The sequence below is a fragment of the Streptomyces sp. NPDC043952 genome, assembly GCF_056435325.1.
Genome location: NZ_JBWKES010000035.1, coordinates 58,087 through 70,482, shown reverse-complemented (window position 1 = coordinate 70,482; position 12,396 = coordinate 58,087). Strand labels below are relative to the sequence as shown.

The window sequence follows — 12,396 nt, the reverse complement described above, 5'->3', positions numbered from 1 at the left end:
TTCCCTTTCCGGCGGTTCCGACTCTATCAGACCCTTTCGGTGTCTGACCCCCAGTCAGCGGGGCTTGTCTTCCCGGCCGTTGGGCCGTTCCGACGTCTCAAACCTTAGCGGATCGCTCCGGCAATTCCCAATCGGGCCGCCGAATCCCTATTCGAATTGAATTCGGGCACGCCGAAATCAACCCGGAGGGAGATCGTGCTGTTGGTGTGAGGGGTGCCGCTCGAAGCGGCTGAGGTGCCACCGCGGAGACACTACGGCCCCGCGGCAACCCGAAGAACTCTACGGACCGGACCGGGGCGTGTCAACCACCCCCTGTCAAGATCTTTTCCGCTGCCTCAGTCGAGGTCGCTGAGGCGGCCGCCGGCGTCCGGCTGGGCGTGCTCCACCCGGCGCAGCAGCGTGGTGAGGACCTCGCCGAGGACCGAGCGCTCGGCCGGGGTGAGGTCCTGGAGCAGGTCCTCCTCGAAGACCGTGGCGAGGCGCATCGCCTCCAGCCACTTCTCGCGGCCCTCGGGCGTCAGCTCGATGATGACCCGCACCCGGTTGGCCTCGTCGCGCTCCCGCGTGACCAGACCCTCGGTGACCATGCGGTCGATCCGGTGGGTCATGGCGGCCGGGGTGAGGCCGAGGCGCTTGGCGAGGTCGCTGGGGCCCAGCCGGTACGGGGCGCCGGAGAGGACCAGCGCCTTGAGCACCTCCCACTCGGCGTTGCTGATGCCGAGGGCGGCGGTCTGGCGGCCGTACGCGACGTTCATCCGGCGGTTGAGCCGGGACAGGGCCGACACGATCTTCTCGACCTGCGGGTCGAGGTCCTGGAACTCGCGCTGGTAGGCGGCGATCTGTTCTTCGAGGGTCGGCTCTGTGACGCCGGCGGTGTCGGCCATGGCCCGAGTATGGCACGCGGCCGCTTTGCCTTGAAGTCCTTCACTGTGTACTCTTTAGCTTCGAACTTTAGCTTTGAAGTCTTCACTCCTAACTAGTGAGAGAGGTGAACGTGACCAGGGCGATGGGCGCTGCGATGCGCCGGATCCACGTGGGCAACGCACTCAGCGCATTCGGACTCGGCTTCACGGTTCCGTATCTGTACGTCTATGTGGCGCAGGTGCGGGGACTGGGGGCCATGACGGCGGGACTCGTGCTCGCCGTCTTCGCCGTGGCCGCGCTGATCGTGCTGCCGTTCGCCGGCCGGGCGATCGTGCGGCGCGGCCCGCTGCCGGTCCTGCTCTCCGCCCTGGTCACCGCCGCCCTCGGAGCGCTGAGCCTGGGGCTCGCGGGCAGCGCCTGGTCGGTGCTGCTCGCCGCCTCCGCGCTCGGTGCCGGCCAGGCCGTGATGCAGCCGGCGCTGGCCACGATGATCGTGGACTGCTCCAGCGCCGACACCCGCTCCCGAGCCTTCGCCATGCAGTTCTTCCTCCAGAACCTGGGCCTCGGCATCGGCGGCCTCATCGGCGGACACCTGGTCGACACCACGCGCGTGTCCTCGTTCACCCTGCTGTTCGCGATCGAGGCGGCGATGTTCCTGCTGCTGGTCGCGGTGATGGCGACCGTGCGGATGCCGCACTCCCCCCGCGTGGAGGACGCGCCGGCGTCCGCGAAGGGCAGCTGGAAGCGGCTGCTCGGCAACCGCGCGATGGTGCAGCTGTGCGTGCTGGGCTTCGTGCTGTTCTTCGCCTGCTACGGGCAGTTCGAGTCGGGTCTGAGCGCGTACGGCGTGGAGGCCGCCGGGATATCCACCTCCACGCTGGGCACGGCCCTGGCCGCCAACACCCTGATGATCGTGGTCGCCCAGTTCGCCGTGCTGCGGTTCGTGGAGCGTGCCCGGCGCACCCGTGTGATCGCCCTGGTGGGCCTGGTCTGGGCGGTGGCCTGGCTGGCCGCGGGGTACGCGGGGCTCGGGCACGGCAGCCAGGAGATGGCGACGGCCGCGTTCGTGTCGACGTACGCGCTGTTCGGTCTCGGTGAGGCGATGCTCTCGCCGACGGTCGCCCCGCTGGTCGCCGATCTGGCGCCGGAGGGCCTGGCCGGCCAGTACAACTCGGCGTTCGCGCTGGTCAAGCAGCTGGCGCTGGCCGTCGGTCCGGCGGTGGGCGGTCCTCTCGGGGCGTCGCTGCACGCGCCGTACATCGTGACCTTCGTGCTGTTCTCGCTGGGCATCACGTATCTGGCGCTGCGGCTCGGGCGGCAGCTCACGGTGGCGCAGGACCGGCCGTGGTCGGTGCGGGCGAGCCGTGTGGTCAGCCGGGGCGGGGCTCCCGCGGAGCCGGTGGCCGCGGAGGCGTGACGCTCCGCGGGTGAGGCGGTGCAGACCGGTGGGTGCGCGAGCGTGCCCACCGGTCTTCGCGTCGTGGTGGCCGCTCGCGCGCGGCGTGGATCACGCCCCGGTGCCGTGCCGCCGGTCAGGGTCTCGGTTTCGGCAGCGGGAACTCGCACCAGACGGCCTTTCCGCCGTCCGGGGTGCGGCGGCAGCCCCAGGCGGAGGCGATGGTGGCGACGATGGCGATGCCCCGGCCGGACTCGTCGGCCGGTTCGGCGCGGCGGCGCCGGGGGAGGTGGTCGTCGCCGTCGGTGACCTCCACGATGAGGCGGCGGTCGGTGCGGCGCAGCCGCAGGCGCATGGGCGGAGTGCCGTGCTGGAGGCTGTTGGCGACGAGTTCGCTGGTGGCGAGGACGCCGAGGTCGTGCAGTTCGGTGGGGAAACGCCAGCTGGTCAGGACGCCGGAGGCAAAGGCGCGGGCGCGCGGGGCGGCCTCGACCCCGCCGAGGAGGTCCAGGGCCGCGCCCCGGAAGAGGTCGCCGTCGGGGCCGGTGCGGGCCGGGTGCTGGAGGACGAGCACGGCCACGTCGTCGTCGTGGTCGGCGGTGACGCCGGCCGAGCGGACCAGGCGGTCGCAGATCACCTGGGGGGAGCCGGTGGCGCCGGCCAGGGCGCGTTCCAGGGCGGCGATGCCCTCGTCCAGGTCTTCGTTCCTGCGCTCCACCAGGCCGTCGGTGTAGAGGACCGCGGTGGAGCCGGGGGCCAGCGCGATCGAGCCCGAGGAGTGCATCCAGCCGCCGGTGCCGAGGGGCGGTCCGGTGGGTTCGTCGGCGCGGGAGACCGTGCCGTTCTCGTCGCGGACCAGGATGGGCAGGTGTCCGGCGGAGGCGTACACCAGCCGGCCCTCGTTGGGGTCGTGGACGGCGTAGACGCAGGTGGCGATCTGGTGGGGGTCGATCTCGGTGGCGAGGCCGTCGAGGAGCTGGAGCACCTCGTGCGGGGGCAGGTCGAGGCGGGCGTAGGCGCGGGCGCCGGTGCGCAGCTGGCCCATGACGGCGGCGGCGCGCACGCCCCGGCCCATGACGTCGCCGATGACGAGCGCGGTGCGGCCGCCGCCGAGGGTGATCACGTCGTACCAGTCGCCGCCGACCGCGGCCTCGGTGCCGCCGGGCTGGTAGGTGGCGGCGATGCGCAGGTCGTCGGGTTCCTCCAGGTCCTGCGGGAGCAGGGAGCGCTGGAGGGTGACGGCGGTCTCGCGCTGGCGGCGTTCGCTGGCGCGCAGCCGCTCGGCGGCTTCCGCGTGGTCGGTGACGTCGGTGGCGAAGACCAGGACCGCGCCGTCGCCCCCGTCGCCGCCCTCGGCGACGGGGGTGCAGGTGAAGGTGTACGAGCGGCCGTCTACCGCGCGGCGGGACTTCAGGGTGCGGGGGCGGCCGCTGCGCAGCACCTGGTCGAGGAGCGGGAGCAGGCCCAGTCCGGCGAGTTCGGGCAGGGCCTCGCGGGCGGGGGCGCCGGTGGGGCGGGTGCCGAAGGCGGTCGTATAGGCCTCGTTGACGTAGGCGAGGCGGTGGTCGGGGCCGTGTACGAGGGCGACGAGGGCCGGGACGCGGTCGAGGACGTCGCGGGCGGGCAGTGCGTCGACGGCGGGCAGCGGGCCGGACCCGTCGGCGGGGCGCCCGGTGCGGGCCGCGGGCACGGAGCCTTCCCCTCGCCGGTCCGGGGGTACCGCGGTCTCGGTCCGCGCGGCGGCGCGGCGCTGCGTTCCGGGGAGCCGGGCGCTCCAGCGCGTGAAGTTCACTGTGGGCAAGGCCTCGTGGGTGCTAGGGCGGGCGGGGGCCCGTCCGATGTCGTGGGGCAGTCTGGCAGGGAGCCGGCCGCGGCGGGCGACATCCGTCAGACGGTAGGGCGGGCCGTGGAGTTCCTGGATCCGGTCAGGACGACCCCTTCGGGTCGTGAGGATGCTTTCCCCTGGCCGCGAGTTCGAACTCGGCGCGCGGGTGTTCGAGTGAACCGAGCGAGACGATCTCCCGTTTGAAGAGTCCGGAGAGGACCCATTCGGCGAGCACGCGGGCCTTGCGGTTGACGGTGGGCACCCTGCTGAGGTGGTACACGCGGTGCATGAACCAGGCAGGGTAGCCCTTCAGCCGCCGCCCGTAGACCTGGGCGACGCCCTTGTGCAGGCCGAGGGAGGCGACGGAGCCCGCGTTGGCGTGCGCGTAGGTCTCCAGGGGTTCGCCGCGCAGGGTGTGGACAAGGTTGTCAGCGAGGACCCTGGCCTGGCGTACGGCGTGCTGGGCGTTGGGCGCGGTGAGGGTGCCGGGTTCGGCGGCGGTGACGTCGGGGACGGCCGCGGCGTCGCCCGCGCCCCAGGCGTGCTCGGTGCCCTCGACGGTGAGCTGGGCCGTACATCGCAGCTTGCCGTGGTGGGTGAGCGGCAGGTCGGTGGCGGCGAGCAGCGGGTGCGGCCGCACGCCGGCGGTCCAGACGACCGTACGGGTCGGGAAGCGCTGGCCGTCGCTGAGCACGGCGACCCGGTCGGCGCAGGATTCCAGGCGGGTGCCGAGCAGCACCTGGATGTTGCGGCGGCGCAGCTGGGTGACGGTGTAGCGGCCCAGGTCGGCGCCGACCTCGGGCAGGATGCGGTCGCTCGCCTCGACGAGGATCCATCGCATGTCCTCGGCGCGGACGTTGTGGTAGTAGCGGGCGGCGTAGCGGGCCATGTCCTCCAGTTCGGCGAGGGCTTCGACGCCCGCGTAGCCGCCGCCGACGAAGACGAAGGTGAGGGCGGCGTCGCGGATCGCGGGGTCGCGGGTGGAGGAGGCGATGTCCATCTGTTCGATGACGTGGTTGCGCAGGGCGATGGCCTCCTCGACGGTCTTGAAGCCGATGCCGTGCTCGGCGAGGCCGGGGATGGGCAGGGTGCGGGCGACGGAGCCGGGGGCGAGCACCAGTTCGTCGTAGCGGAAGAGTTCGGTGCGGCCCGCGTCGGCGGTGGCGAGGGTGCTGACGGTGACGGTGCGCGCCGCGTGGTCGACGGCCTTCGCCTCGCCGACGACGACGTGGCACTGGTCGAGGACGCGGCGCAGCGGTACGACGACATGGCGGGGGGAGATCGAGCCCGCGGCCGCCTCGGGCAGGAAGGGCTGGTACGTCATATACGGGTCGGGGGTGACGACGGTGACGCCGATCTCCCCGCGCCGCAGCTCGGCCTTCAGCTTCCGCTGGAGGCGCAGGGCCGTGTACATCCCGACGTAGCCGCCGCCGACAACCAGAATGCGCGCACGTTCCTTCACCATCCCATGACGCACCCGGCGCTGTGGTTTGTCCACAGGCCCGGCAATTTGTGTGACCGGAGGCCTCGTGGCGGGCGGTGCCGGCCCGGCGGCCGGGGCGGTGGCAAGGGGGCAGGTCAGCGGGGGCGGACGCGCGGGCGGACGCGCCGGGAATCGGGACGTATACGGCTCGTACTCCGATCGGGGGGCGCAGTGTGCGGAACCTGCCCCTTCTGAATTGACTCCCTCTCAACTATGTTCGTGTCGACGGGGTGTGGGGGTTGTGGTCGTTCGGGCTCTGTGACGGGTCGGCCCGCGGCGACCGGTGCCCCTTCGCGCATTCCGGCATCAGTGACGGGGAGTGTCTCCGGGGGGAGACGTCATGCACCGGGGGAAACACATGCATATGCAGGACACGCACTGGTCGACCGCCACCGCGGTGGCGACCGCAGGTTCGACGCTGCCGGCGGTGCCGGCGGTCGCGACGGCGAACGGGCGCGCGGACGGGGCGCGTACGACGCCGCTGCGGGTGGACGCACAGCGCAATCTGGAGCACGTGCTGCGCGCGGCGCGTGAGGTGTTCGGCGAGCTGGGCTACGGCGCGCCGATGGAGGACGTGGCGCGGCGCGCGCGGGTCGGGGTCGGCACCGTCTACCGGCGCTTTCCCAGCAAGGACGTGCTGGTCCGGCGGATAGCCGAGGAGGAGACGGCGCGGCTCACCGAGCAGGCGCGGGCGGCGCTGGGGCAGGAGGACGAGCCGTGGTCGGCGCTGTCCCGGTTCCTGCGCACGTCGGTGGCGTCGGGGGCGGGCCGGCTGCTGCCGCCGCAGGTGCTGCGGGTCGGCTCGGCGGAAGGCGCCGGGGGTCCGGCGGACGGGGTCCGTTCGGTCGGTTCGGTCGCTCCGGTCGTCGGGGAGACTCGTGTGCCGCAGCAGCGGCTCCAGCCCGGCACCGGTGAACTGCGGCTCGTCGGGCAGGAGTCCGGCCCCGCGGAGGATGCCGGGGCCGGGGAGCTGCTGGCGGTCGTGGGGCGGCTGGTGGAGCGGGCGCGGGCGGCCGGGGAGCTGCGGGCCGATGTGTCCGTCTCCGATGTGCTGCTGGTGATCGCCACGGCGGCGCCGTCGCTGCCGGATGCCGCGCAGCAGGCGGCGGCGTCGGCACGGCTGCTGGACATCCTGCTGGAGGGTCTGCGGTCCCGGCCGTCGATCGCCTGACCGCGCCTTCGGCGGGGATTTCCGGCCGCCCGCGTCACCCGAGCGATCTTCACACTCGGGTGACGCGGGCGGCCTTTTTCCTCGGCTCCTCATTTCGTGTTTCCTCGGCCCCTCTTTTCGTGGGCGTTTCCCCGCCAGTCCCCCCGGACGGGTGACAGGAGGCGAAGGGGGTCGTTGAAGAAATGACGATGTGGCACGCTGGGGCGGTGATGTCGGGCTGGGGCGGGGGCGTTCCGCGATGAGTGTTGACGGGGCGCGTGAGGACGAGGGCGCCGGGACCCAGGTGCCCAGCCAGGGGCGCCGGACGAGCAACTGGAACGTCCCGGTGCAGCGGGGCACGCCGGCCGGTGACGCCGAGCTGATCGAGCGGATGCGGGGCGGCGACGACTCCGCGTACGAGGAGCTGTACCGGCGGCACGCGCCCGCGGTGCGCCGGTACGCGCGCACCTGCTGCCGGGACGCGCACACCGCCGACGACCTGACCGCCGAGGTGTTCGCCCGGATGCTCCAGGCCGTGCGCGGCGGCTCCGGTCCGGAGCACGCCGTACGAGCCTATCTGCTGACCTCGGTACGACGGGTCGCCGCGCACTGGGTCAGCTCGGCCCGGCGCGAACAACTCGTGGACGACTTCGCCACGTTCGCCCAGCAGGCCGCCCGCTCCTCGGCGGTGTCCGACGACGACACCCTCGAACTCGGCGCCGACGCAAGGGCGTTGCACGAGGCCGAACAGTCCATGGCCATGCGGGCGTTCCGTTCGCTGCCCGAGCGCTGGCAGGCCGTGCTGTGGCACACCGAGGTGGAGGACGAGTCCCCGAGCGAGGTCGCCGTCCTGTTCGGACTGGACGCCAACGGCACCCGCGTGCTCGCCAGCCGCGCCCGCGAGGGGCTGAAGCAGGCGTACCTCCAGGCGCATGTCAGCACCACCCTCACCGAGGACGCGGAGTGCGCCCGCTACGCCGACCAGCTCGGCGGCTACGCCCGCCGCAAGCTGCGCGTGCGCGCCGAGCGGGGCCTGCGCAAGCATCTGGAGGAGTGCGCCAGGTGCCGGCTCGCGGCGGCGCAGATCGAGGAGGTCGCGGGGGGCATTCCCGCGGTCGTGCCGGTCGCGGTCATCGGCTGGTTCGGGGCCGCCGGGTACGCCAAGGCGCTCGGCCTGGTCGCGGGCGGCGCGGGGGCCGGGGCCGCGGGTGCCGCGGGGGCGGCCGCCGCGGCGGGCGGGTCCTCCGGCGGGTCCGGTGCCGCGGGCGGGGCCGCCTCGGAGGCGATCGGGGCGCCGGTCAAGGCGGGCATCGCCGCCGGTGTCGTCGCGGTCGCCGCCGCCGCGGTGGCCTTCGGCCTGGTGTACGACGGCCATCCGGCGAAGGAGGTCGCCAAGCCCTCCGCGCCGCCCCCGCCGGTGGTCGTGCGCACGCCTCCCCCGACGCCCGCCCCGCCGAAGCCGAAGCCCGTCCCGAAGCCGGCGCCGAAGCCGGCGGTGCCCGCCGCACCCGCGCCGGCGCCCACCCCGGCCCCGACACCCCCGCCGAAGCCGAAGCCGTCGCCGAAGCCCGCACCCCCGAAGCCGAGCCCCAAGCCCACGCCGACGCCCAGCCCCATACCCACCCCGACCCCGACGCCCCCTCCCCCGGCGCCCCCCGTCGTCTACCAGCTCAGCGAGCTGGGCTACGACGTGGGCGGCGACGGCACCCGGCCCGAGATCGCGCTCGGCGCGAGCAGCTGGGTGTGGCAGCGGTACGGCCTGGAGGTCGGCGGCACGCGGTACGCGCACGGCGCGACCGTCCGCGGCGAGTCCTCCGTGACCATCGACCTCAACCGGCAGTGCACCGCGTACGACGCGGTGGCCGGCGTGGACGACATGACCCTCGGCCTGGGCAAGGTGACCTTCGCCGTCTACGCCGACGGGGTCCCGCTGTGGCAGTCGGGGCCGGTCAAGGGCGGCGACCGGGCCGTCCCCGTCCATGTGGACCTCACCGGACGGCGGACCGTGCAGCTCGTGGTGCGCCCGCACCGCGCCCCCTTCGACCGGATGACGCTGGCGGACTGGGCTCAGTCCCGGTTCACCTGCCGGTAGCCCGGTTCACCCGGCGAGCGGCAGGGACCGTCCGCAGGCGGCAAGGACCGTCCGACGGCAGCCGGGAACGTCCGGCGGCGGCCGGGGTCATCCGACAGCAGCCGGGAACGTCCGACAGCAGCCGCGGTCGTCCGGCGGTGGTCAGCTCGCGCTGGCCCGGCGCAGTTCGCGCAGCACGTCGGCCTCGTCGTAGTCCGCGCCGCGGGCCTCTTCGGCCGCGTACCGCTCGGCGGGCAGGGCGGCGCGGGCCTCGGCACGGATGCGGGCGGCCTCGGTGCGCTCGGGTTCGCTGCGCGGGCGCCCTGCGCGCCAGTGGTCGGCGGCCGCGTACAGCCGCAGTGCGCCCGGCAGGTCCCCGAGCCGGGCGAGCAGACCGGCCGCGGCGTCCACCATGCCACCGGTGATCGACTCGGCGCAGCGCACGGCGACGGCCTCCTCCAGTGCCCCGGCCAGGATCGGCAGACCGTGCCCGGGGCCCGACTCCGCGGCGACCAGCAGCGCCTCGACGGTCCGCAGCGCGGCCGCGAACTGCGGCGGGGCCGGCTCGGATCCCGCCGCGTCCCGCATCGCCTCGAAGTGCGTCCGGGCCTCGGCGGGCCGGCCGTCGTACAGGGTGATCCAGGCCCGCATCAGCAGGATGAAGGCGCGGGACTCCGGGACCGCGTACCGGTCCGCGGCGGTGCCGGCCTCGTCCAGGGCGGCCAGCGCGGTGTCCCGGTCGCCGAAGCGGAAGGCGATGTCGGCGAGGCGGGCCAGCAGGAACGGCGACTCCGCGTACGCGCCCACCTCGTAGGCGAGCCGCAGCGCCTCCTCGTACTCCCCGCGCGCCTCCGCGAACCGGCCGCGCGCCATCTCCGCCTCGCCTGCCGCGCTGCACACCTGCGCTCGCATCCAGCGGTCCCCGACCCGGCGGCTGAGCACCCGCAGTTCGGCCAGGTCCTCGTCCACCCCGCGCAGATTGCCCGGCGAGTCGACCAGCACATGGGCGCGGAACATCAGCGCGGCGCCCAGCTCCCAATCTCCGCCGTGCACCCGGCAGTTGGCGACCACCGGGGCCATGTCCCGGCCGGCGTCGTCCGGGCCGCCCAGGTAGTAGGCGGTCATCGGCCAGACGACGCCGGGGAGCCGGGCGGCCACCGGGCCGCCCGACTCGTACGCGGCGCGCACGAGGGCGAGGTAGCGCGGGGTGCGTTCGTCGGCGGCCAGGCGGTCCAGGCCGCCGCCCGCCGTCAGGAACAGCTCGAACAGCCGCAGGTCCATGCGGAGTTCGCGCAGCGGGTGGGCGGCCTCGGCGTCGGGGCCGGCGAGCAGGGCGGCCACATGGTCGGCCGACTCGGTGCGGGCCGTCAGGGTCGCCGGGTCGGCCGCCGCGCCGGCGTCGAGGGCGGCGCCGAGGCGGAGCACCTGGCGTACCCGCGCCACCCCTTCCTGGCGGTAGTTGCGCAGCCACCAGTACCAGCACATGGCCCGCACGAGCGCGCCCGCCTCCGCCTCCTCGCCGGCGCGCACCGCGCGGTCGAGGGCGGCGCGGATGTTGTCCAGGTCGCTCTCCAGGCGGGCGATCCAGTGGAGTTGGTCCGTCGAGCGCAGCCGCGGATCGGCCTCCTCGACCAGGGCGCGCGCCCAGGCCCGGTGGCGGCGCTCGGCGGCGGCGCGCAGGTGGGGGGTCTCGGCGGCGCGCTCGGCGGCGTACTCGTGGATGGTCTCCAGCATGCGGTAGCGCATGCCGCCGGGGCCGCCGGGCGTGGCGAGGACGAGGGACTTGTCGACCAGCGCCCCGATCAGGTCCGCCACCGGCCCGGTGCACACGGCCTCGGCCGCGGCGAGGTCCCAGCCGCCGGCGAAGACGGAGACCTCGCGCAGCAGGGTGCGCTCACGCTCGTCCAGCAGGTCCCAGGACCAGTCGACCACCGCGCGCAGGGTCTGCTGGCGGGGCAGCACCGTGCGACTGCCAAAGGTGAGCAGGCGGAAGCGGTCGTCGAGGCGGTCGGCGATCTGCCGCGGGGTGAGCGACCGCAGCCTCGCCGCGGCCAGTTCGATGGCGAGCGGCAGTCCGTCCAGGCGGCGGCAGATCTCCGCGACGGCGGCGGTGTCGCCGAGCACCGCGTCGGCGTCGGGGCGGGCGGCCCTGGCGCGTTCGGTGAAGAGGCGGTGCGCCTGCTCGGGGACGAGGGGTTCGACCGGGCGCACGGACTCGCCGGGCACGCCCAGGGGTTCGCGGCTGGTCGCGAGGATGGTCAGGCGCGGGCAGTGGGTGAGGAGGGTCTCGGCGAGGGCGGCGGCCGCGTCGATGACGTGCTCGCAGTTGTCGAGGACGACGAGTTCGGCGCGCGGGGCGCAGTACTCGATCAACAGGGCGGTGGGGTCGGTCTGCTGGGGGGCCGGCTCGGGGTTAAGCAGCACGGTCTCGCGCAGGCCGAGGGCGCTGACCACGGCGCCGGGCACCGCGTCCGGCTGGTCCAGCGGGGCCAGTTCGGCCAGCCAGGCCGGGGCGAGGGCGGCGGCGGCCTCCTCGGCGAGCCGGGTCTTCCCGGAGCCGCCGGGGCCGGTGAGAGTGACGAGCCGGGACCGCTTCAAGTCTGCTTGTACGGCGTCGAGTTCGCCTTCCCGGCCGACGAAGGAGGTGAGCCGGGGGCGGAGGTTGCCCCGGCGGGCCGGGGGCGGTGCGGCGGGGCGGTGTTCCTGTGCCAGCAACTCGGCGTGCAAACCGCGCAGTTCGGGGCCGGGGTCGGTGCCGAGGGTGTCGGCGAGGGTGCGGCGGGCGGACTCGTAGGCCGCGAGGGCGTCGGCGGGGCGGCCGGTGGCGGCGAGGGCGCGGATGAGGAGGGCGTGCAGCGGTTCGTCGTACGGGTGCGCCGCGGTCATCTCCCGCAGTTCCGGTACGACCTCTCGGGCGCGGCCCAGGGCGAGCGCTGCGGCGGCACGGGCGCGGGTCGCCTCCAGGCGCAGCGCCTCGGGACGGGTGGCGGCGGTGCGGTCGGGGAGGTCGGCGAGGGCGGGGCCGTACCAGAGGGCGAGGGCGTCGGTGAGGGTGCGGTGGGCGGTGGCGGGATCGCCGGCGGTGAGGGCGGCGGTGCCGGTGCGGGTGAGCCGTTCGAAGACGTACAGGTCGATGTCGTCCTCGGTGGCTTCGAGGCGGTACCCGCCGGGGGTGGAGGTGACGGTGTCCTTGCCGAGGGTGCGGCGGAGCCGGCCGACGAGGGCCTGGAGGGCGGCGGGGGCGTCCTGCGGCGGGGCGTCGGTCCAGATCTCCTCGATGAGGGTGGCGGGGACGGTGGTGCGGCCGGGGCGCAGGGCGAGGGCGGCGAGGAGGGTACGGAGACGGGGGGCGGTGAGGGGGACGGGGGTGCCGTCAGGGTCCGCCGCCTGCGTGTTGCCGAGAATTCTGTACCGCACCGGGTCATTGTCGCGGGTGACCGGAGTTCCGGACGAAGGGTTTGCGGGCGCGGGCTGGGTGGAACGGCGGCGCCACACGGGTAGCGGCGCTGCAATTCCCCAGGGGCGCGGGGAACTGCGCGACCAGCCACGACGCACCCGCAGCCGCCACCCCACCGCACACCCTCTCCCCTGACGCGCCCGGCCGAAA

Annotated in this window: 7 protein-coding genes; 3 read left to right on the top strand and 4 right to left on the bottom strand. The window is 74.4% G+C overall.

Going from position 1 to position 12,396, the window contains the following annotated elements; translation table 11 throughout:
* Positions 1–335 precede the first annotated feature (335 nt).
* Positions 336–884 carry a MarR family winged helix-turn-helix transcriptional regulator gene (locus AC069R_RS28450; protein ID WP_361671637.1) on the bottom strand — a complete coding sequence of 183 codons (549 nt, stop codon included), beginning with the start codon at positions 882–884 and terminating at the stop codon, positions 336–338.
* A 134-nt stretch (positions 885–1,018) separates the two neighbouring features.
* Between AC069R_RS28450 and AC069R_RS28445 the strand changes: the two genes are divergently transcribed.
* Positions 1,019–2,281: an MDR family MFS transporter gene (locus AC069R_RS28445; protein WP_478769631.1), complete on the top strand. Its 1,263-nt coding sequence runs from the start codon at positions 1,019–1,021 to the stop codon at positions 2,279–2,281.
* Positions 2,282–2,396: 115 nt separating this feature from the next.
* Here the strand turns inward: AC069R_RS28445 and AC069R_RS28440 are convergent, their stop codons facing one another.
* Both AC069R_RS28440 and AC069R_RS28435 read right to left on the bottom strand, forming a co-directional pair.
* Positions 2,397–4,052 carry an ATP-binding SpoIIE family protein phosphatase gene (locus AC069R_RS28440; protein ID WP_478769630.1) on the bottom strand — a complete coding sequence of 552 codons (1,656 nt, stop codon included), beginning with the start codon at positions 4,050–4,052 and terminating at the stop codon, positions 2,397–2,399.
* Positions 4,053–4,185: 133 nt separating this feature from the next.
* Positions 4,186–5,550 carry an NAD(P)/FAD-dependent oxidoreductase gene (locus AC069R_RS28435; protein WP_478769629.1) on the bottom strand — a complete coding sequence of 455 codons (1,365 nt, stop codon included), beginning with the start codon at positions 5,548–5,550 and terminating at the stop codon, positions 4,186–4,188.
* Between the two features lie 376 nt (positions 5,551–5,926).
* Between AC069R_RS28435 and AC069R_RS28430 the strand changes: the two genes are divergently transcribed.
* Both AC069R_RS28430 and AC069R_RS28425 read left to right on the top strand, forming a co-directional pair.
* Entirely contained in the window at positions 5,927–6,739 is an 813-nt protein-coding gene (locus AC069R_RS28430; protein ID WP_478769628.1) for a TetR/AcrR family transcriptional regulator, read from the top strand.
* A gap of 238 nt (positions 6,740–6,977) precedes the next feature.
* The gene (locus tag AC069R_RS28425) at positions 6,978–8,810 is read left to right on the top strand and encodes a sigma-70 family RNA polymerase sigma factor (protein ID WP_478769627.1); all 1,833 of its coding nucleotides are present in this window, start codon (positions 6,978–6,980) and stop codon (positions 8,808–8,810) included.
* Between the two features lie 141 nt (positions 8,811–8,951).
* Here the strand turns inward: AC069R_RS28425 and AC069R_RS28420 are convergent, their stop codons facing one another.
* Positions 8,952–12,206 (bottom strand): ATP-binding protein, encoded by a 3,255-nt coding sequence (locus AC069R_RS28420; RefSeq protein ID WP_478769626.1) that lies wholly within the window; start codon positions 12,204–12,206, stop codon positions 8,952–8,954.
* Between the last annotated feature and the right edge of the window lie 190 nt (positions 12,207–12,396).